Consider the following 22964-nt stretch of genomic DNA (forward strand, 5'->3'; position numbering starts at 1 on the left):
ATCGTGGACGGCCCTTCGCGGGCCTCGCCCGCAACCGCCTCGACCCGTGCGGACCTGTCCATGCGACGCACCCACTCCTCGACGGGAAGACCGGCGGAACGGTGATGCCCCATGTACGGGGCACCGCCGTCCGGGACCGCCATCGTCACACCGCCGCCGCGCCCCCGCACGCGGCGCGCGACCGTAGGCTGCCCGTGTGCACAGCGTGGAACTGCTGCCCGACCCGTCGACCGAGCGGGCCGTCCGGGACGCGTGGCGACGGCTGGCGGACGCCGGTCTGCCCAGTCTGGCCGGGCACCGCCATCCGACCAACCGGCCCCATCTCACCCTGGCCTCGGCCGAGGACCTGCCGGCGGAGGTGCGCGCCCGGCTGCTCCGCGTGTTCGCGGAGGCCCTGCCCGTTCCCCTACGGCTCGACGGGCTCGTGCGGTTCTCCGGCCGGGTCCGCGTCCTGGCGTGGGCCGTACGGCCCGACGACGCCCTGCTCCGGCTGCACGAGGAGGTGTGGCGGACCCTGCGCGAAGCGCCGGAGAGCGGAAGGCCGAACCCGCTCCTCGATCCGGCCCGCTGGGTCCCCCACGTCACGCTCGGCCGCGGGCGCGACGCCTCCTGGGACGTACCGGCCGACGGGGTGGTCTCCCCGTCGGCCGGGGCGTGGACGTCCGCCCGGAGCTACGACTCGGTCACTCGTACGGTGGAACTCCTGGCCCCCTAGAGGGCGTCCGGGGCCGGCAGGAAGCCCGTCCCCCGGAAGTAGGCCAGGTAGCGCACGAGGACCTCCTCCGTCAGGGCCGGCGGCCGGACGCCGAGTTCCGCCGCCGCGGCGGCCGTGCGGCGGGAGTCGAAGCGGCGCCCGTCCACCGCTCCCCCGGCGTTCCCGCCCTCGCCGAGGAACAGCTGGGCTGCGTTGTCGGGGCGGGCCGCGACGAGGGCCCGCCACTCCTCGGCGGGCACCCGGCGCAGCTCGTAGCCGAGCGTCCCGGCGGTGGCGAAGACCCGTTCCAGGTCCGGTGCGTCCGGATGGGTGAGGTGGAAGGTCTCCGTGCCGTCGCGTCCGGCCGAGGCGAGGGCCACCACCGCCGCACTGACGTAGTCGACGGGCACCCAGCCGGTCGAGCCGTGCGGCAGGTCGGGGACCGCCTTCGCCTGGAGGCAGCCCTTGATGAGCTGCCACAGCAGGTCGCGGTCCTGGCAGGCCCCGGTGGCGGTGTCGCCGCTGATGCGGCCGGGCCGGTGGACGGTGACCGGGAGGCCGCGTTCGCGCGCCGCGCCGATCAGGCCCTCCGCGACCCATTTGCTCTGCGCGTAGCCGTCGGGGAGGTCCCCGGCCGGGCCGGTCGGCGTCGTCTCCGTGACCGTCACGGGACCGGCCGACGGGGCGTGGACGCTCGTCGTGGACACGTAGTGCATCCCGGGCGAGCCGGAGTCGGCGAGGAGTCGCAGGAGTTCCTCGGTCCCGGCGACGTTCGCGGCGCGCAGGTCGCCGTAGCCGGCCGCGAAGTTGACCCGGGCGCCGTTGTGCAGCAGAGGGCCGAGGCCTCGTACGAGCGCGGCGCGGGTCTCCGGGGCGAGGCCGAGGCCCGGGGCGGCGAGGTCGCCGGGGACGGCGCGGATCAGGTCCCGGTAGCGGTCGCGCCACAGGCCGTACCGCCGCAGGTTCTCCCGCAGCCGGTGTACGCCGTCCTCCTCGTCCCGGGCGCGGACCAGGCAGTCGACCGGTTCGCCGGTCGTCTCGATCAGGTCGCGCAGCAGGAACGCGCCGAGGAAACCGGAGGCGCCCGTCAGGAGGGGCCGGGGCGCGGGGCGGGAGGGGCGCGGCCGTCCCGGGTCGGCCTGCGCGGGTGTCCGGCCGGTGCCGGTGACGTCCTCGGCGAGGCGGACCTCCGCCGTCCAGTCGACCGGTCCGGGCCCGTCCGGCGGGGCGGTGCCGTCCTCCGCGTCGTCCAGGAGGCGGGCGACGCCCTCGACCGTCGGGGCGGCGAACAGGGCGCGCAGCGACAGGCGCCGGCCGCACCGCTCCTCGATCCGCTGGGCGAGGGTCACGGCGAGCAGGGAGTGTCCGCCGTGGTCGAAGAAGTCGTCCGCGACGCCGATCCGGGGCACTCCGAGCGTCTCCGCGAACACCTCGCACAGCGCCCGTTCCCGGTCCGTGCGCGGCGCGCGTCCGCCGGTGCGCGACTCCTCGGGCGCCGGGAGGGCCTTGCGGTCGGTCTTGCCGTTGGGCGTGAGGGGGAGCGCGCCGAGGCTCACGTGGGCGGAGGGCACCATGTGGGCGGGCAGGACGTCCGCGAGGCGGGCCCGCACCTCCGGGCCGTCGGGGCCCGTCGTCCCCTCGGCGGGCACGGTGTAGGCGACCAGGCGGCGGTCGCCGGGCCGGTCCTCCCGTACGACGGCGCAGGCGGCGGCGACGCCGGGCAGCGCGGTGAGGGCGGCCTCGATCTCGCCGAGTTCGATGCGGAAGCCGCGCAGCTTGACCTGGTCGTCGACGCGGCCGACGTATTCGAGCTGTCCCCGGTGGTTCCAGCGGGCCAGGTCGCCGGTGCGGTACATGCGGCCGCCCGCCCGGTCGAACGGGTCGGCCACGAAGCGGGAGGCGGTGAGCCCGGGCCGGTCGTGGTAGCCGCGGGCCAGGCCTTCGCCGGAGACGTACAACTCCCCCACCACTCCGGGCGGTACGGGTGCGAGCCGGTCGTCGAGGACCCGGACCCGGGTGCCGTCGACGGGTCCGCCGATCGGCACCGTGCGGTGCGGGGCGAGCGGCCCGTCCGGGTGCTGGAAGCCGCTCATGGTGGCGCAGACGGTGGTCTCGGTGGGGCCGTACGCGTTGACGAGGTGCCGTCCGCGCGCCCAGGTCCGGGCGAGGGCGGGCGGGCAGGCCTCGCCGGCCAGGACGATCGTGGTCCCGGCGGGCAGCGAATCCGGGGGCATCACCGCGAGGGCGGCCGGCGGGAGCGTCAGATGGGTGATGCCGTGGTCGCGGACCCGGGCGGCGAGGGCCGGTCCGGGCAGCAGGGCGTCGCGGGCGTCGATCTCCAGGCAGGCCCCGGACAGCAGGCCCATGCACAGCTCCCAGAAGGCGGCGTCGAAGCTCACCGACGCCAGGTGCAGGACGCGGCTGTCGGGGGTGAGCCGCAGCCGTTCCCGCTGGGTCGCGGCCATCGCGCCGACGCCCCGGTGGGTGACGACCACGCCCTTGGGGCGGCCGGTGGAGCCGGAGGTGTAGATGACGTACGCCGGGTGGGCCGGGTCCGGGACGGGCAGGGGGACGGACGGGTCGGCGTCCGGTCCGCCGTCTTCCGGACGTGCCGGGTACAGGTGCGCGACCGTGGTCGGCGGGAGGCTCCGGTGCAGTTCGGGGGTGGTGAGGAGCAGGCGGGGGGCCGCGTCGTCGAGCATGTGGGCGAGGCGGGCGGCCGGGTAGTCGGTGTCGAGGGGCAGATAGGCCGCTCCGGCCCTGAGCACGCCGAGCAGGGCGACCACCAGGCCGGTGTCGCGGGGCAGGGCGACGGCGACCCGGTCCTCCGGGCCGATGCCGCGTGCGGCGAGCCGCCGGGCGAGGGCGTCGGCGCGCGCGTCGAGTTCGCGGTAGGTCAGGGTGGTGCGGGCGTCGCGGACGGCCGGGGCGTCCGGGGTCCGCCGTACCCGGTGGGCGAAGAGGGCGGGGAAGGTCTCCGCCGGCAGGTCCGCGCGCGGGCCGGTCCCCCAGCGGGCGAGCCGCGCGTGGTCGGCGTCGCCGAGCGCGTCGTAGGCGTGCAGGGGCAGGCCCGGGTCCTCGGTGACGGCGCCGAGCAGGTGGACGAGCCGGTCGGCCAGTCCCCGGACCGTGGCCGCGTCGAAGAGTTCGGTCGCGTAGTCGACGGAGGCCCGCAGGCCGCCGGGGGCGCCGTCGTCGCCGGACGTCTCCACGAAGGTGAACGCCAGGTCGAACTTGCTGACGCCGAGGTCGACCGGGACGCCGCAGGAGGTGAGGCCGGGGAGGTCGACGGGGTCGGCGGGGGCGTGGTTCTGGAGCACCAGCATCGTCTGGAACAGCGGGTGGTGCTGTGCGCGGGCGGGGTTGAGGAGTTCCACGAGCCGTTCGAAGGGGACGTCCTGGTGGGCGTAGGCGGCCAGGTCGAACTCCTTGACGCGGTCGAGGAGTTCGCGGAAGGTCGGGTCGCCGCTGAGGTCGGTGCGCAGGACGAGCGTGTTCACGAAGAAGCCGACCAGGTCGGAGGCCGCCTCGTCGGTGCGTCCGGCGACGGCCGTGCCCAGCGGGACGTCCTCGCCCGCGCCGTGCCGGGAGAGCAGGAGCGCCAGGGCCGCCTGGAGGACCATGAAGACGCTGCACCCGTTCTCGCGGGCGAGTCCGGCGATCCGCCGGGCCGTGGCGTCGTCGACGGCGAAGGGGTGGGTGGCGCCCTCGTGGCGGGGGGCGGGGGGACGCGGGCGGTCCCGGGGCAGTTCGACGCAGGCGGGCAGTCCGGCCAGGGCGTCCCGCCAGAAGGCGAGCTGCCGGGAGACCGGGCTGTCGGGGTCCTCCTCGTCGCCGAGGAGTTCCCGCTGCCACAGGGTGTAGTCGGCGTAGTCGACGGGCGGCGGGGTCCACGCCGGGGCCGCCCCGGCGAGGCGGGCGCGGTAGGCGGTGCCCAGGTCGCGGACGAGGGGGGCGAGGGAGGAGCCGTCGGCGGCGATGTGGTGGATGACGAGGACGAGGACGTGGGACTCGTCCGCGAGCCGCAGCAGGGTGGCCCGCAGCGGGAGTTCGCGTTCGATGTCGATCGGTTCGGCCACGGCCTCGGCGATCCGGTCCGCGCCCTTGTCCTCGTCGACGGAGTCGACGGGGAGCACCGGCCGGGCGTCGCCGGGCGCGAGGACGTGCTGCACCGGACGCCCTTCCCGTTCGGGGAAGACGGTGCGCAGGGGGGTGTGGCGGGCGACGACGTCGTGGAGGGCGAGGCGCAGGGCGTCCGTGTCGAGCGGGCCGTCGAGGCGGACGGCGAAGGGGATGTTGTACGTGGCCGAGGGGCCGTCGAGGCGGTGGAGGAACCACAGCCGCCGCTGGGCGTACGACAGGGGGAGCGCGTCGGGCCGCCGCCGCGCGGTCAGGGGCGGGCGGGCCGGGCGGCCGGCGTCCTCCAGGGCGGTGGCGAGCGAGGCGACGGTGGGGTGCTCGAAGAGCGTGCGGATCTCGGTCTCGGCGTCGAGCGCGGTGCGGATCCGGCCCACGAGCAGGGTCGCGAGCAGCGAATGGCCGCCCAGGGCGAAGAAGTTGTCGTCGGCGGCGACCCGGGGCAGGCCGAGCACGTCGGCGAACAGTCCGGCGAGGATCTCCTCCCGCGCGCCGCGCGGGGCACGGCCGGCGATGGCCGGTACGGCGGCGGGCGCGGGCAGGGCCGCCCGGTCGAGCTTGCCGTTGGGCGTCAGCGGCAGCGCGTCCAGGAGCAGCACGGTCGAGGGCACCATGTAGGCGGGCAGGCGGCTGCCCACGTGCGCGGCGAGGGCGGCCGGGTCGGGCGTCGCGCGGCCGGGGGCGGGGACGACGTAGGCGGTCAGGGCGCGGTCGCCGGGCAGGTCCTCGCGGACGACGACGCACGCGGCGCGCACCGACGGGTGGGCGCGCAGGGCGGCCTCGATCTCGCCGGGCTCGATGCGGTGGCCGCGCAGCTTGACCTGCTGGTCGGCGCGGCCCGCGTAGACGACGTTCCCGTCGGGGGTGCGGCGCACGAGGTCGCCGGTGCGGTACATGCGGCCGCCGGCCGGGTCCGAGGGGTCGGCGACGAACCGGGTGGCGGTCGTGCCCGGCTGCCCGAGGTAGCCGCGCGCGACTCCCGGGCCCGCCAGGTACAGCTCGCCCTCGGCGCCGTCCGGTACGGGCCGCAGCGAGGCGTCGAGGACGAGGGCGCGCACCCCGTCGAGGGGGCGTCCGACGGGCGGCGTGCCGTCCGGGTCCTCGTCGGCGGTGACCCGGTGCAGGAGGGCGAAGGTGGTGGCCTCGGTGGGCCCGTAGGCGTTGAGGACGCGGGTGCCGGGGTGGGCGGCGGCGAGCCGCTGGAGCACTCCGGGGGCGGCGGCCTCCCCTCCGGCTGCGGCGAGCCGGAGCAGGCCGAGGGCGCCGGGGTCGGTCTCGGCGAAGACGTTGAAGAGGGCGGTGGTGAGGAACGCGGCGGTGACGCCGTCCCGGGCGACGAGTTCCCTGAGCCGTTCGGGCTGGAGCACGCCGTCCGGTGCCACCACGATCCGGCCGCCGCGCAGCAGCGGCACCCAGATCTCGAAGGTGGCGGCGTCGAAGACGTAGGCCGAGTGCAGCAGGACCGCGTCGGTCGCGCCGTCGCCCCAGGTCCGTTCGGCCGCGAGCGCGGCGATGTCGGCGTGGGTGACGCCGACGGCCTTGGGCAGGCCGGTGGAGCCGGAGGTGAACATGGTGTACGCGAGCCGGGCGCCGCCGACGGCGGCGGGCAGCGGGCCGGGGGCGGCGGGGCGGCCTTCCCGGACGCGGCCGGCGGCGTCCACGGTCACGATCCGCGTCCCGGGGCCGAGCGCCCGCACCCAGGGGTGCGTACGGGTTCCCTCGTCGACGATCAGGAGCCGGGGCGCGGCGGCCCCGGTCACCCGGGAGAGCCGGTCGTCGGGCCAGCGGGGGTCCAGGGGGACGTAGGAGGCGCCCGCGCGCAGGACTCCGAGCGGTGCGGTGACCTGGGCGGCCGAGCGGCCGAGGAGGAGGCCGACGCCCTCCTCGGCGGTCGCGCCGAGGCCCGTCAGGGTGCCGGCCAGGTCGTCGGCGAGGGCGCACAGCTCCCCGTACGTGAGCCGTTCGCCGGCCCCGGACACCGCGACGGCGTCCGGGTGGGCGGCGGCGTGCCGGGCGACGGCGTCCGGGACGCCCGTGGTGAGCACGGCGGCCGGGAGCGCGGCGCCCTCGCCCCGGGCGAGCAGCGTCTCGCGCTCGCCGTCGAGCAGGACGGACACGGTGTCGGCCCGGCGGTCGAGGCCGTCGGCCAGCGTCGTCAGGAGGAGCCGCATCCGGGCGACCGTGCGGGCTGTCTCCTCGCGGTCCAGGGCGGTGGGGCGGAAGCCGAAGGTGATGCGCAGGGTGGTGCCGGGGGCGATGGTGAGGGTGAGGGGGTAGTGGGCGGCGTCCGTGCCCTCGAACCCGGTGACCGTCAGGCCGGGCAGCCCCTGCCGGGCGGTGCGGAGGGTCTCCTCGTCGAGCGGGTAGTTCTCGAAGACGGCGAGGGTGTCGAAGAGGGTGTCGAGGCCGGTCGTCGCTTGTATCTCGGTCAGTCCCACGTGCTGGCTGCCGAGCAGCCGGCCCTGTTCGTCCTGGAGCCGGGTGAGGAGTGCGGCGAGGGTGTCGCCGGGGCGGGGGGTCAGCCGCACCGGCACGGTGTTGATGAAGAGGCCGATCATCGACTCGACGCCGGGCAGCTCCGGCGGGCGTCCGGAGACGGTCGTGCCGAAGAGGACGTCCGGGCGGCCGGTGAGCCGGGAGAGCAGCAGGCCCCAGGCGCCCTGGACGAGGGTGTTGAGGGTGAGGCGGTGGGCGCGGGCGGTCGCCCGTAACCGCTCGCTGGTGACCGCGTCGAGTTCGAGGACCAGGGTCTCGGGCAGTTCGTCCGGGCGCGCCGCCCGGGCCGCGCCGCGCCCGGCGAGCAGCGTCGGCGCCTCGACGCCCGCCAGGGCGGTGCGCCAGGCGTCGAGGGCGGCGGGCCCGTCCTGTCCGGCCAGCCAGGCGAGGTAGGTGCGGTACGGGGTGACGCGCGGCAGGGTGAGGTCGTCGCCCCGGTGGGCGTACAGCTCGAACAGTTCGCGCACGAGGAGCGGCATCGACCAGCCGTCGAGCAGGATGTGGTGGCTCGTCATCACCAGGCGGTGGCGGTCGGGCCCGGTGCGCAGCAGGGAGAACCGCATCAGCGGCGGGGTGGTGAGGTCGAAGCGCCGGGTGCGGTCGGCGGCGAGGAAGGCGCGGACCCGCTCCTCGACCGTCCGCCCGTCGTCCGGCGCCGTGAGGTCGTGCCGCTCCAGCGGCACCGGCACGTCGGCGGCCACGGCCTGCACGGGCTCGTCGAGGTCCTCGTGGAGGAAGCCCACGCGGAGGTTGGCGTGCCGGCGCAGGAGCGTGCCGACGGCGGCGTGCAGGGCGGTCGGGTCGACGGCCCCTTCGAGGGTGAAGACGAACTGCGCGGTGTAGACGTCGACGGCGTCGGAGTCGTACAGCGCGTGGAAGAGCATCCCCGCCTGCAACGGCGTCAGCGGCAGTACGTCTTCCAGCTGGAACCCGGTCACTTGCGTCCACCCCACTTGTTCTTCAGTCGGTCGAGCTGGGTCTGGTCGAGGGAGACCAGGGGAAGGTCGGACGGCGTCCAGCCGCCCGCGTCGGGCCGTGCGGCGTGTTCGGCGATCGCGCCCAGGGCCCGGTCGAAGGCGTCGGCGAGGGCCGTCACGTCCTCCTCGTCGAGCAGGTCGGCGGGCCAGGTCCAGCGCGTCACCAGGCGCGGCCCGCCGGGCCGGTCCTCGGTGTGGGCGTTGATGTCCAGGACGTGGTGGACCGGCATGTCTCGGTCCTGGGCGGCCGGGCCGCCGCCGTCGAGCACCACCTGCCAGTCGGCCTCCCCGCCGTCCGCCGGGTCACCGGCCGCGTACCGGCCGAGGTAGTTGAAGCCGATCTGGGGTTCGGCCGCCCCGTCGAGGCGGGCCCGCGCCCCGGGGTCGAGGCGGTACAGCACGCCGTGGCCGATGCCGTGGTGCGGCACGGCCCGCAGTTGTTCCTTGACGCGCTTGACGGCCCGGTCCACGAGGCCGGCGTCGAAGCGGTCCGGATCGCGCGGGTCGAGGGGGCCGGGGTCGAGGAGGACGGGGTAGAGGCTGGTGAACCAGCCGACCGTACGGGACAGGTCGAGGTGTGCGGCGATCTGCTCGCGGCCGTGGCTCTCCAGGTCGATCAGGACGCCGGTGCCCTCCGGGCGCGGTGCGCCGGTCCGGTCGGCGCGGCCCGTCCGCCAGGAGCGGACGGCGAGGGCGAGGGCGGTGAGCAGGACGTCGTCCACACCCGCGTGGAAGGCGGTGGGCGCGGTGGTGAGCAGGGCTTCGGTGCGGGTGGCCGCCGGGTGGGTGGTCAGGGTCCGGGTCCGGCCCGCCGTGTCCCGCGCGGGGTCGAGGGGCCGGTCGGCGAGCGGCGGGTCGGAGGCACGTGCCACCGTCTCCCAGAGCGGGAGTTCGGACGCCCGGGTGCCTTCCCGTGCCTGGGCGGCGAGGAGCCGCGCCCAGGACCGGTAGGAGGTGGTGACGGGCGGGAGGACGGGGGTCTCCGGGGCCGGTACGGAGCCGGGGGCGGTCCCTGGGGCAGGGGCGGGGTCGTGGTCGGCGTGCGCACGTGCCGGGTCGGTGGCGGCGGACACGGCGCGCCAGGCCGTCACCATGTCCTCGGCGAGGACCCGCCAGGACACCGCGTCGACCGCCAGGTGGTGCACGACGAGCAGCAGGCGGCCGCGCGTCCCGGGGCCGGCGTCGCACCACACCGCCTCGAACACCTCGCCGTGCGCGGGCCGCAGCCGTTCCCTGGCCCGCTCGCCCGCCTCGGCGAGGGCGGCGCGGATCCCGTCCGCGTCCCGTCCCGCGACGTCGATCCGGGTGAGGCGGGGGCGGACCCGTACGGTGCCCCGGGGCAGGGTCTCCAGGGCCGGTTCGCCCCCGGCGGTGCGGGTGACCCGCACCCGCAGCATGTCGTGGTGGTCGACGAGGAGCTGGAGCGCGGCGGCCAGGCGTTCCTCGTCGGCGTCCTCGGGGGTCCGCAGGACCGCGGACTGGTTGTAGCCGTCCGTGGGTCCGGGCCGGTCCAGGAACCAGGCCGCGATGGGGGTGGGCGGCATGGTGCCCACGCCGTCGTCGGCAGGTGCCGGGGTGCGTCCGTCGAGCTCCTCGGCGGTCGCCGCGAGGGCCTCGGGCGTGCGGTGCAGGAAGACGTCCCGGGGGGTGATGCCGAGCCGGTTCTCGCGGACCCGGCTGACCAGCTGGATGGAGAGGATGCTGTCGCCGCCGAGGGCGAAGAAGTCGTCGTCGGTGCGGACCTCGGGCACGCGCAGCACGGTGGCGAACACGTCGCACAGGATCCGTTCCCGCGCGGTGCGCGGCTTCCCGCCGTCCTTCCGCCCGGCCTCGGCGGCGGGGCGGGCGGGGGCCGGGAGCGCGCGCCGGTCCGTCTTGCCGTTGGGCAGCAGCGGCAGCGCGTCCAGGGCGACGAAGTCGGCAGGGACCATGTACGGCGGGAGGGCGGCGGTCAGGCGTTCCCGCAGCTCGCGGGCGTCCGGGAAGCCGGGGCCGCCGGGTGCGGGGACGGTGTAGGCGACGAGGCGGTGTTCGCCGGGGCGGTCCTCGCGGACGAGGACGGAGGCGGCGGCGATGCCGGGGAGCGCGGCGAGGGCGGCCTCGATCTCGCCGGGTTCGATGCGCAGGCCGTGCAGTTTGACCTGGTCGTCGGCGCGGGACACGTAGGCGAGGAGGCCGTCCGGGGCGCGGCGGACGAGGTCGCCCGTGCGGTACATCCGTGTTCCCGGGGGCCCGAAGGGGTCGGCGACGAACCGTTCGGCGGTCAGGCCGGGGCGGCCGAGGTAGCCGCGTGCCAGGCCCTCGCCCGCCAGGTACAGCTCGCCCACGATGCCCGGCGGGACCGGGGCGAGCGTGTCGTCGAGGACGTACGCGCGGGTGTTGTCGATGGGGCGGCCGAGCGGCACCGTGCCCGTGTCCCGCGTGCCGGACGTCGTGGCGTCGGACGGCGTCGCGTCGGCGGGCCGGTGACGGTGGGCGGTGGCGTCGACGGTCGCCTCGGTCGGCCCGTACAGGTTGTGCACCTCGGCGCCCCAGGCGCGTCCGGCGCGTTCGGCCAGGGACGCGGTCAGCGGCTCGCCGCCGCAGAGGACGGCCCGGAGGGAGGCCGGGGGTTCCTCGCGTTCGGTCTCGCCGAGGACGAGGGACAGCAGCGAGGGCACGAACTGGGCGACGGTCACCCCTTCCCGGCGCATCCGGGCGACGAGCCCGGCCGGGTCGTGGTTGAGGGCCGGCGGCACCGGGCAGGTGGCGCCGCCGTGCAGCAGCGGCAGCCAGGTCTCCCACACCGAGGCGTCGAAGCTCGGAGAGGTGCGGGCGAGGATGCGGTCGGCGTCGGTGAGGGACAGGTGGCCGGCCATCCAGGCCATGTGGTTGGTGAGCGCGGCGTGGGTGACGACGACGCCCTTGGGGCGGCCGGTGGAGCCCGAGGTGTGGATGACGTAGACGGCGTCCCGCGGGTCCGGCACGGCGTCCGGTACGGATGCGGATGCGGATGCGGGTACGGGCTCCGCCGCGGCCTCCGGGCCGTCGACCGCGAGGACCGGCACCGGCAGGTCCGGCAGCGTCCGCAGGGTCGCCGCCGTGGTCACGAGGAGGGCGGGCCGGGCGTCGTCGACCACGAAGCCGAGCCGGGCGGCGGGGTACTCCGGGTCGACCGGCAGCCACGCGGCACCGGCCTTGGCGACCGCGAGCATGGCCACCACCTGGTGGGTGGTGCCGGGCATCGCGAGCGCCACCACGTCCCCGCGGCCGATCCCGCGCCCGCGCAGGAGCCGGGCCAGGGCGTCGGAGAGTTCGTCCAGTTCGGCGAAGGTCGTGTTCCGTTCGCCGTCCCGTACGGCGACGGCCCCGGGGGTGCGGTCGCGCTGGGCGCGGAACGCCTCGGGCACGGTCCGGGCCCGTACCGTACGGGCGGGGCCGTGGCCGCCGCGGACGAGTGCGGTCCGCTCGTCCGCCGTCAGGACCTCCACCGCGCGGATCGGCCGGTCCGGGGCGGCGGCGAGCGCGCCGAGGAGCCGGGTCAGCCGGGCGGCGAGGGCGTGCGCGGTGGGGTGGGCGAAGAGGTCGGTGGCGAACTCCAGGTTCCCGTCGAGGCCGGCGGGGCGGCCCTCCCCGTCCCGGCGCTCGGTGAACGTGAACGTCAGGTCGAACTTGCTGATGCCGGTGCGGACCGGCTGCTCCGTCACCGTGAGGCCCGGCAGGTCCACGCTCGCCCCGGCGTGGTTCTGGAGCACGAGCATGGTCTGGAAGAGCGGGTGGCGGTTCTGGGCCCGCTCGGGGTCGAGCGCGTCCACGAGCCGTTCGAAGGGCACGTCCTGGTGGGCGTAGGCCGCGAGGTCGAACTCCCGCACCCGGTCCAGGACCTGGGCGAACGTGGGGTCGCCGCTCAGGTCGGTGCGCAGGACCAGGGTGTTGACGAAGAAGCCGACCAGGTCGTCGAGGGCCTCGTCGGTGCGTCCCGCGACGGGCGTGCCCAGCGGCACGTCCTCCCCGGCGCCGTGGGCGCGGAGCAGGACCGCGAGCGCGGCCTGGAGCACCATGAAGAGGCTGCATCCCCGGGACCGGGCGAGGTCGGCGAGGGCGCGGTGGGTCGCGGCGTCGACGGGGAAGGCGAACGCGTCGCCCCGGTGCGTGGCGACGGCCGGGCGCGGCCGGTCGAGCGGCAGGTCGAGGAGGTCGGGCAGTCCGGCGAGCGCGGTCCGCCAGAACTTCAGCTGGCGTGCGGCCGTGCCGGACGGGTCTTCCTCGTCGCCGAGGAGCGCCCGCTGCCAGAGGGTGTAGTCCGCGTACTGGACGGGGAGTTCGGTCCAGGACGGGTCCTCCCCCACCGCGCGGGCGCGGTAGGCCGTGCCGAGGTCGCGGGCGAGCGGGGCGAGGGACCAGCCGTCGCCCGCGATGTGGTGGACGAGGAGCACCAGGACGTGGGAGTCGTCCCCGAGACGGAGCATCCGGGCCCGTACCGGCCGTTCGGCGCCGACGTCGAAGGCGTACGCGGTCTCGGCGCCGAGGACCGCGTCGAGCAGGTCCGGTGCGACGTCGCGGGGCGTCAGGTCGATGTCGGCTCCGGCGGCGTCGAGCACCCGCTGACCGGGCACTCCCCCGGTGTCGGGGAAGACGGTCCGCAGGCTCTCGTGCCGTTCGACCACGTCGGTGAGGGCGCGGGTCAGGGCGTCCCGGTCGAGCGGGCCGTCGAGGCGCAGGACGAGCGGCACGTTGTACGTGGGGCTCGGGCCCTCGAAGCGGTGCAGGAACCACAGGCGCTGCTGGGCGTACGACAGGGGCATCGGGTCGGGTCGGCGGGCGACCCGTTCGAGCCGTGCCCTGGCCGCGCCCGCACCGTCGAGGACGGCCGCGAGGGCGGCGGGCGTCGGGTGTTCGAAGACCGTTCTGACCTCGATCTCCACGTCGAGGACGGTGCGCAGCCGGGCGGCGAGGCGGGTGGCGAGCAGGGAGTGGCCGCCGAGGGCGAAGAAGTCGTCGTCGGCGCCCACCGTCCGCAGGCCGAGCAGGTCGGCGAAGAGGCCGCAGACGATCTCCTCGCGGGCGGTGCGCGGGGCCCGGCCGTGGCCCGGGGCGTCGTGGGCGGGCGCCGGGAGGGCGGCCCGGTCCACCTTGCCGTTGGGGGTGAGCGGGAGCGCATCCAGCGGGACGATCGCGCCGGGCACCATGTAGGCGGGCAGGGCGCGGCCGACCTCGCGGGCCAGTTCGCCGGGATCGGGGCGCGCTCCGGCGGCCGGGACGACGTAGGCGACGAGCCGGCGGTCGCCGGGCACGTCCTCGCGGACCAGGACGAACGCGTCGGCGACCTCGGGGCGTCCGGCGAGGACGTTCTCGATCTCGCCGGGTTCGACGCGGTGGCCGCGCAGCTTGACCTGGCCGTCGGCGCGGGCGACGTAGGCGATGTGGCCGTCCGGGGTCCAGCGCACGAGGTCGCCGGTGCGGTACATGCGGCCGCCGTCGGCCGCGAAGGGGTCGGCGACGAACCGGTTGGCGGTCGCGCCGGGGCGCCCGGTGTAGCCGCGCGCCACGCCGCGTCCGGCGAGGTAGAGCTCGCCCGTCACGCCGGGCGGGACCGGGCGGAGGGCGTCGTCCAGGACGTACAGGCTCATGCCGTCCAGGGGGCGGCCGATGGGCGGCGGTCCGGTGGGGAGGTCGGCGGCGACGGCGTACCGGGTGGCGAAGGTGGTGGTCTCGGTGGGGCCGTAGACGTGCAGGACCCGGGTGTCCGGGGCGAGCGAGGCGACCCGCTGCATGGCGTCGGGGGAGGCGAGTTCGCCGCCCGCGCACACCGTGCGGAGTCCGGCGAAGACCCCGGGGTCGGTCTCGGCGACGACGTTGAACAGGGCGGTCGTCAGGAAGACGGCCGTCACCCCGTGTTCGTGGACGGCGGCGTCGAGGGTGCGGGCCTCCAGGAGTCCTTCCGGTGCGACGACGACCCGGCCGCCGTTGAGGAGCGGGGTCCAGATCTCGAAGGTGGAGGCGTCGAAGACGTACGCGGAGTGCATCAGGACGGCGTCGGCGGCGCCGTCCGCCCAGGCCGCGTCGTGCGCAAGGGCGACGACGTCCGCGTGGCCGACGCCGACGCCCTTGGGGAGGCCGGTGGAGCCGGAGGTGAACATGGTGTAGGCGAGGGCGTCCGGGGCCGGTACGGGCACCGGGGTGCCGGGGCGGTCCGGGGCGCCGCGCAGGACGCGTCCGAGCCGGTCCACGACGAGGACCGGCAGGCCGCCGGCCCGTGCGGTGACCCAGGCGGAGGCGGCGTTCTCCTCGTCGACGACCAGGACGCGGGGCTCCGCCACGGCGGCGACCCGGTCGAGCCGTTCGCCGGGCCAGCGCGCGTCCAGCGGCACGTAGGCGGCGGCCGCGCGGACCGTGCCGAGGGAGACCGCGACCACGGCGGGCGACCGGCCCAGGAGCACGCCGACGGAGTCCTCGGGGCCGACGCCGAGACCGGCGAGGGCGGCGGCGAGGGCGGCGGAGGTCCGGTCGAGTTCGGCGTAGGAGAGGGTGGTGGCGCCGTCCACGACGGCCGGGGCGCCGGGGGTGCGGCGAGCCCACCGGGCGAAGAGGGCGGGCAGGGTGCCGTCGGTGAGCCCGGATCCGGTCTTGGCACCGGCACCGGCACCGACTTCGATTCCCGTTCCCGTTCCCGTTCCGGCTTCGGCGGGGAGGGCGCGGCCGGTGCCCCAGCGGGTGACGCGGAGGTGCTCCTCCGGGGTGAGCGGGTCGTGTCCGGACAGGCGCCGGTCCGGTGCGGCGACGACCTGTTCGAGCAGCCGGACGAGCCGGGCCGCGAGCGCCTCGACGGTGGCGCGGTCGAACAGCGCGGTGGCGTACTCGATGCCCGCGGACAGACCGCCGCCCTCCTCGTCCTCGCCGAAGGCGAAGGTGAGGTCGAACTTGCTCAGTCCGTTGTGGACCAGGCGGTGTTCCACGGTGAGGCCGGGCAGGTCGGGGCGGACGGGCCGCTGGTTCTGGAGGACCAGCATGGTCTGGAAGAGCGGGTGGTGGTCCCGGGCGCGGACGGGGTTGAGGCTCTCGACGAGCCGCTCGAACGGCACGTCCTGGTGGGCGTAGGCCGCGAGGTCGAACTCCCTCACCCGTCCGAGCAGTTCGCGGAAGGTCGGGTCGCCCGACAGGTCGGTGCGCAGGACGAGCGTGTTGACGAAGAAGCCGACCAGGTCCTCCAGGGCCTCGTCGGTGCGGCCGGCGACCGGTGATCCGAGCGGGATGTCGTCGCCCGCGCCGTGCCGGCGCAGCAGCGCGGCCACGGCCGCCCGGAGCACCATGAAGAGGGTGCTGCCGGAGGCGCGGGCCAGGTCGAGGAGGTCCGCGTGCAGGGCGGGCGGCACGTCGAAGGCGACCACGGCGCCCCGGGGGTCCGCGACGGCGGGCCGGGGCCGGTCGAGGGGCAGGTCGACCAGTTCGGGCAGGCCCGCGAGCGCACCGCGCCAGTGGTCGAGCTGCCGCTCCAGCACGTCGCCGTCCTCCTGGAGGAGGTTGTGCTGCCAGAGGGCGTAGTCGGCGTACTGGAGCGGGGTGCCGGTCGCGGGTTCGGGCGCCCGGCCGGCGAGCCGGGCCCGGTAGGCGTCGCCCAGGTCCCGGGTCAGCGGCCCCAGGGACCAGCCGTCGCCCGCGATGTGGTGGAGGACCAGGACCAGGACGTGGTGTTCGGGGGCGGCGCGCAGCAGCCGGGCGCGCAGCGGCGGGTCGGTGAGGACGTCGAACGGTTCGCGGACGGCGGCGAGGACGGCGGCCTCCAGGTCCGCGGGGGCCGTGCTCTCGACGGGCGGCCGGGGCGCGGTGGTCGCGGCGGGCAGCACCGTCTGGTGGGGCACTCCGTCCCGCTCGGGGAAGACCGTGCGCAGCGACTCGTGGCGCTCCACGACGTCGCGCAGGGCGGCGCGCAGGGCGCCCGCGTCCAGGGTGCCGCGCAGCTCCAGGACGAGGGGGACGTTGTAGGTGGAGCTGGGCCCTTCGAAGCGGTTGAGGAACCACAGTCTGCTCTGCGCGAAGGACAGCGGCAGGGGGTCGGGGCGCCGCCGGACGGGCGTCACCGCAGGGCGGGCCGGTCCCTCGGAGTCCAGGACCCGTGCGAGGGCGGCGGCCGTCGGGTGCTCGAAGAGGGTCCGTACGGCGAGGTCGGCGCCGAGGACGGAGCGGACGCGGCTGACGACGCGCATCGCGAGGAGGGAGTGTCCGCCGATGTCGAAGAAGCCGTCGTGCGGTCCGACCGCCGGGCGTTCCAGGACGTCGGCGAAGATCCCCGCGATCAGGTCCTCGCGGAGGGTGCGCGGGCCGGTGGGCGTCTGCGCGGGGTCCTCGTCGGGCGCGGGCAGGGCGCCCCGGTCGATCTTGCCGTTGGGCAGCAGCGGGAGCGCGTCGAGGACGACGACCGCCTCGGGCACCAGGTGGTGCGGCAGCGTCCCGGCGAGCGCGTCCCGCAGGGCGGTGGCCCCCGGTGCCGGGTCGGCGGTGACGGCGTAGGCGACGAGCCGGCGCCGTCCGGGGGCGTCCTCGCGGACCACCGCGCAGGCGGCCGTGACGCCGGGCAGGCCGAGGAGGGTCGCGGCCACCTCGCCCGGTTCGACGCGGAAGCCGCGCAGCTTGGTCTGGTCGTCGGCGCGGGCCACGTGGTCGAGGAGGCCGTCGCGGTTCCACCGGACCAGGTCGCCGGTCCGGTACATGCGGGCGCCGGGCGCGTCGAAGGGGTCGGCGACGAAACGGGCGGCGGTGAGTCCCGGGCGGTCGAGGTAGCCGCGGGCGAGGTTGGGGCCCGACAGGTACAGCTCGCCGGTGACGCCCTGCGGGACGGGGCGCAGCCGCTCGTCGAGGACGTAGGCGCGCATCCCGTCGACGGGCCGTCCGATGAGCACGGAGCCGCCGGGCGCCGGGCGGGCGGGCTCCGCCGGGTCCACCCGGTGGGCGGTGGCGTCGATGGTGGCCTCGGTCGGCCCGTACAGGTTGTGCGGTGCGGCGTGCCACCGGGCGGCGACGGCGTCGGCGAGGGCGCGCGGGAGGGCTTCGCCGCCGCACAGGACGGCCCGCAGGGCGGGGGGCGGCGTGCCGGTCTCCTCGGCGAGGACGAGTTCGAGGTGGGAGGGCACGAACTGGGCCAGGGTGACGTCGAAGCGCCGCATCCAGGAGAGGAGTTCGCGCGGTTCGCGGTTGGCGCCGGGAGGTGCCACGCAGACCTGGGCGCCGTGCGCGAGCGGCAGCCACAGCTCCCAGACGGAGGCGTCGAAGCTGGTGGAGGTGCGGGCGAGGACCCGGTCGTCCGGGGTGAGGTCCAGGTGGCGCGCCATCCAGGCCATGTGGTTGGCGAGGGCCACGTGGGGGACGACGACGCCCTTGGGGCGGCCGGTGGACCCGGAGGTGTGGATGACGTAGGCGGCGTCGGCCGGTAGGGGCGCGGCGGGTACGGCCTCGTCCCCGGCTCGTACGGGCGGGTCGGTGGCTCGTACGACCGGGTCGTTGAAGGAGAGCCGGGGTATGCCGCCCGTCGGTATGCCGTCGGGGACGTCCGTCCCGGTGAGGAGCAGTACGGGGCGCGCGTCGTCCAGGATCTGGCGGATGCGGGCGGGGGGGTACTCGGGGTCGACGGGCACGTACGCGGCTCCGGCCCGCAGCACGGCCAGCATGGCGACGACGGTGTCGGCCGACGCGGGGACCGCGAGCGCCACCAGGGTGTCGCGGCCTGCGCCGCGCTCGCGCAGCACGCGGGCGAGGGCATCGGCCCGTGCGTGCAGGGCCGCGTACGTGAGGGTGGTGCGCGGGTCGCGCACGGCGGGCGCGTCCGGGGTGCGGGCGGCCCATTCCGCCACGGCCTCGGGCACGGTGAGGGCGGGCAGCGGGCGCCGTTCGCCGCGCCCCCGCTCCAGGAGGCCGGCGCGCTCGTCCGGGGTGAGCGGGTCGAAGTCGTCGACGGCGCGGTCGGGTTCGGCCACGGCGTGGGCGAGGACGCGGGCGAACCGGTCGGCGAGCGCGCGGGCGGTGGCGTCCTCGAAGAGGTCCGTGGCGTATTCGAGGTGGCCGCCGAGCCGGGAGGCTCCGTCGGCTTCCGGGACCTCCACGAGGGAGAACGTCAGGTCGAACTTGCTGATGCCGGTGTGCCGGGACCTGTCCCGCACGGTGACGCCGGGCAGGTCGAGTTCGGCCCCCCGCTGGTTCTGGAGGACCAGCATGGTCTGGAAGAGCGGGTGGTGGCCGCCGGACCGGTCCGGGTTGAGCTCCTCGACCAGCCGCTCGAACGGCAGGTCGGCCCGGTCGAAGGCGGCGAGGTCGAACGCGGCGACGCGGCGCAGCAGTTCGCGGAAGGTGGGGTTTCCTGAGAGGTCGGTGCGCAGCACGACGGTGTTGACGAAGAAGCCCACCAGTTCGTCCAGGGCCTCGTCGGTCCGGCCGGCCACCGCGGTCCCCAGCGGGATGTCGGTGCCCGCGCCGTGCGCGCGGAGGGTCACGGCGAGCGCCGCCTGGAGGACCATGAAGGGCGTGCAGCCCGCGTCGCGGGCGAGCGCGCCGAGCCGGGCGTACGCGTCGGCGGGCAGGTCGAACGGCACCGCGTCGCCCCGGTGGTCCGGGACCGTCGGGCGGGGCCGGTCCAGGGGCAGTTCGAGGAGGTCGGGGGCGCCGCGCAGGGCGTCGCGCCAGAAGTCGAGGCGGCGCGCCACCGGGCTCTGCGGGTCGCCGTCGTCGCCGAGCAGTTCGCGCTGCCAGAGGGTGTAGTCGGCGTACTGGACGCGCAGTTCGGGCCAGTCGGGGGCGGTGCCCGTGGTCCGGGCGCGGTAGGCGGAGCCGAGGTCGCGGCAGAGCGGGGCCAGCGACCAGCCGTCGGCGGCGACGTGGTGGAGCACGAGCGCCAGGACGTGCCGGTCGGGGCCGGTGGCGAGCAGCCCGGCACGTACGGGGAGGTCGGTGGTGAGGTCGAAGGGCGCGGAGGTCAGGCGGCGCACCGTCCGTTCGGCCCAGTCCCCGGCCGGTTCGCCCGCCGGGGGCGTCTCGACGGCGAGGGGGACGAGGGACGCGGCGGTCCGGGCGTCGGTCACGACCTGGCGGGCCGTGCCGTCGTGCTCGGCGAGCACGGTCCGCAGGCTCTCGTGCCGGGCGACGACGTCGGCGAGGGCGGCGCGCAGCGCGTCGGTGTCCAGGGGGCCTTCGAGGTCGAGGACGAGCGGCACGTTGTAGGTGTCCCCCGCGTCCTCGGCACGGTTGAGGAACCACAGCCGCTGCTGGGCGAAGGACGGCGGGAGCGGGTCGGGCCGGTCCTTGGGGACGAGGGCCGGCCGGGCCTCCCCGGTGGTTCCGAGGGTGGTGGCGAGGGAGGCCACGGTGGGGTGCTCGAAGAGGTCGCGCAGTTCGGTGTCGGCGCCCGTGGCGGCCCTGATCCGTGCGACGAGCCGGGTGGCGAGCAGGGAGTGGCCGCCCAGGGAGAAGAAGTTGTCGTCGGCGCCCACGGCGGGCACCCCGAGGACGTCGGCGAACAGGCCGGCGAGGAGCTCTTCCTGCGGGGTGCGCGGGGCGGTTCCCCGGACGGCGGGGGCCTGGGGCGCGGGCAGGGCCCGCCGGTCGACCTTGCCGTTGGCGTTCAGGGGCAGCGCGTCGAGGAGGACGAACGCGCCGGGCACCATGTACGCGGGCAGGACGCGGGCGAGGGCGTGGGCGAGCTCCGGGCCGTCCGGCCGCCGCGCCCCGGGGGCCGGGACGACGTAGGCGACGAGCCGGCGGTCGCCCGGCGCGTCCTCGCGCACCAGGACGCGGGCGTCGCGGACGCCGGGGCGGGCGAGCAGGGCGTTCTCGATCTCGGCCGGTTCGATCCGGAACCCGCGGAGCTTGATCTGTCCGTCGGTCCGTCCCGCGTACTCGACGTCCCCGTGCGCCGTCCAGCGCGCCAGGTCGCCGGTGCGGTACATCCGGCCGCCGTCCCCGTCATACGGGTCGGGGACGAACCGGGTCGCCGTGAGGCCGGGCCGGCCCAGGTAGCCGCGGGCGACGCCGGCGCCGCTCACGTACAGCTCGCCCACGACGCCGGGGGGCACGGGGCGGAGGGAGTCGTCGAGCACGTACAGGCGCGTTCCGTCGAGGGGCCGCCCGATGGGCGGGACGCCCGGGGCGCCGGCCGGGACCGGGTGGCGGGAGGCGAACGTGGTGGTCTCGGTGGGTCCGTACACGTGCAGGACGCGGGTGCCGGGCGCGGCGGCGGCCATCCGTCCCATCAGGTCGGGGGCGGCGGCCTCGCCGCCCGCGGCGACCAGGCGCAGGCCGTCGAAGGCCGTCGGGTCGGTCTCGGCGATGACGTTGCAGAGGGCCGTGGTGAGGAAGACGGCGGTCACGCCGTGGGTGGCGGTCGTCTCCTTGAGCCTGCGCGCGTCGAGGAGTCCGGTGGGGGCGACGACGATCCGGCCGCCGGTGAGGAGCGGCACCCAGATCTCGAACGTGGACGCGTCGAAGACGTACGCCGAGTGCATGAGGACGGCGTCGCAGGTGCCGCCGGTCCAGGCGGAGTCGGCGGCCAGGGCGAGGACGTCGGCGTGGCGGACGCCGACGCCCTTGGGGAGGCCGGTGGAGCCCGAGGTGAACATGACGTAGGCGAGCCGGTCGCCGTGGACGGGGCCCGGCAGCGGGCCGGGCCGGTCCGGGCCGCCCCTCAGGACGGTGCCCGTGGCGTCGACCACGAGGACGGGGAGCCGGGTGGCGGCCACCTTCACCCAGTCGCGTCCGGCGGCCTCCTCGTCGACGACCAGGGCCCGGACGCGGGCGGTCCCGGCGACGCGGTCGAGGCGTTCGGCCGGCCAGTCGGCGTCCATCGGCACGTACGCGGTGCCCGCGGCCGCCGCGCCGACCGAGGCGGTCACGACGGCCGCCGAGCGGGCCGCGAGGACGCCGACGCCGTCCTCGGGGCCGAGCCCCCAGCCGGTGAGGGCGCGGGCCAGGGCCGTGGTCCGCTCCGCGAGTTCCCCGTACGAGAGGGTGGTGGGGCCGTCCACGACGGCGGGGGCGCCCGGGGCCGTGCGGACGCGTGCGGCGAACGCCTCGGGCAGGCTCGTCGCCGTGGTCCCGGCCGGCAGCGCCGCGCCGCGCCCGTGGTCGAGGAGGGTCTCGGCGGCCTCCGCGTCGAGCAGCGGGAGGTCGCGCACGGGTATGCCGGAGTCCGCTCCGGCGAGCGCGGCGAGGAAGCCGACCACGGCCTGCTGGTGGAGCCGGACGTCGTCGGGGTGGTAGAGCGCCGGGTTGGTGTCGAAGCCGATCAGCGGGCCGGTTCCCTCGGCCCGTTCGGAGACGAACAGGGACACGTCGTCGACGGGGCCGATGGACAGCAGGCGGGAGGTGGCGGGGCTGCCGCCGAAGTCGAGGTCATAGTCGTACCCCATGACGTTCACGACGAGGTCGGTCAGGCGGGCCGCCCCGTCGGCCAGGTTCAGCTCGCGGGCGAGCTGTTCGCGCGAGAAGCGGCGGTGGCGCAGGGCTCCGCGCATCTCGGCGGCGACGCTCCGGACGAGGTCCCCGACGGTCGTGCCGGGGTCGACGGCCAGCCTCAGGGGCAGGACGGTGGAGGTCATGCCGACCACGTGCCGGAGCGCGCCGTGGCGGCCGTGGGAGGCGAGGCCCACGCAGACCTCGCGGCGTCCGGTGACCCGCGCCGTGTAGGCGGCGACGGCCGCGACGAGGACCGCGCTCCAGGTGGTGCGGTTGCCGGTCGCGAGGCGCCGCAGGCCGTCGAGCACGGCCGGGGGGAGGGTCTCGCCGGTGTGCAGGTCGACGGCACCGGGGCCGGACCGGTCGACGGGTTCGGGGCGGTCGTCGCTCCCGGACCGGCCGGCGGGTCCGGGCAGGGCGGTGGGGTCGGGCAGGGCGGTGGGGTCGGGCAGGGCGGTGGTTCCGGGCAGGTCGGCGCGGTCGGGGCGGTCCGTGCGCCTCCTGAGGAGGGGGCTCCCGCCCGCGTCGCCGCCCTCGGCCCCGTGCCCGTCGGCGGCACGGTCGGAGAATCTTCCGGTCCAGTAGGCGCGGTCCGCCTCCAGCCGGCCGGAGGCGCGGTAGGCGGCCTCGTCGGCCACGAGGTCGCGCAGGGGGCCGGTGGGCGGCTCCAGCTCCGCGAGGTCCTCGCCGCGTGCCGCACGCGCGTAGAAATCGGCCACGGTCCGGGCCAGGAGCGCTCCGCCGAGGCCGTCGACGGCGATGTGGTGGTAGCGGACGTACCAGTAGTGGAGCCGCGGGCCGAGCCGCAGCAGCGCGAAGTGGTGGGACGGCGCTTCGAGGCGGTCGACGGCGGCCATGTCGTCGGCCATGTACCGCTCCGCCGCCGCGACGGGGTCGTCGGCTCCCGTGAGGTCGACCCGGCGCAGCCTGTCCGTCTCGGCCACCGGGCGGACGACGCGCTGCCGGACCGGCCCGTCGTCGGTGACGAACGCGAGGTTCAGGCTGTCGCAGAGGTGCGCCACCCGGTTGAACGCGGCGGAGAATAATCTCTCGTCGAGCCCCCCGCGAATCTCCAGGCATTCCCCGATGTTGTATTTCGGGCTGCCCGGGTCGACCAGTTGCCCGTACCACACACCCTGCTGGGCCGTAGTCAGTTCGAGGTATTCGGGGGATGATTCTTCCGACGGAAAGGCGAGGTTTTCAGACATGCCGACGACACCTTCGGTGAGGTTTCACGGGGACGGTGA

The 22964-nt window shown here is 76.4% G+C and carries 3 protein-coding genes; 1 reads left to right on the forward strand and 2 read right to left on the reverse strand.

What is annotated here, in order from left to right; translation table 11 throughout:
• The first annotated feature begins 196 nt into the window (after positions 1 to 196).
• The gene (locus ACIQD7_RS07350; RefSeq protein ID WP_402440337.1) at positions 197 to 715 is read left to right on the forward strand and encodes a 2'-5' RNA ligase family protein; all 519 of its coding nucleotides are present in this window, start codon (positions 197 to 199) and stop codon (positions 713 to 715) included.
• Here ACIQD7_RS07350 and ACIQD7_RS07355 read toward each other — a convergent pair.
• A complete protein-coding gene (locus ACIQD7_RS07355) occupies positions 712 to 8265 on the reverse strand; it encodes an amino acid adenylation domain-containing protein (protein ID WP_402440338.1) in 7554 nt (2517 codons plus the stop codon). The two genes, ACIQD7_RS07350 and ACIQD7_RS07355, sit on opposite strands and share 4 nt — an antisense overlap.
• Positions 8262 to 22925, reverse strand: coding sequence for an amino acid adenylation domain-containing protein (locus ACIQD7_RS07360; protein WP_402440340.1), 14664 nt, complete (start codon positions 22923 to 22925; stop codon positions 8262 to 8264). Before ACIQD7_RS07360 ends, ACIQD7_RS07355 begins: the two co-directional genes overlap by 4 nt.
• Between the last annotated feature and the right edge of the window lie 39 nt (positions 22926 to 22964).

The organism is Streptomyces sp. NPDC093071, assembly GCF_044754545.1.
GTDB lineage: Bacteria > Actinomycetota > Actinomycetes > Streptomycetales > Streptomycetaceae > Streptomyces.

Coding starts and splice junctions, on each gene's coding strand:
- ACIQD7_RS07360 (WP_402440340.1), bottom strand. CDS start 22,925: ATGTCTGAAAACCTCGCCTTTCCGTCGGAAGAATCATCCCCCGAATAC.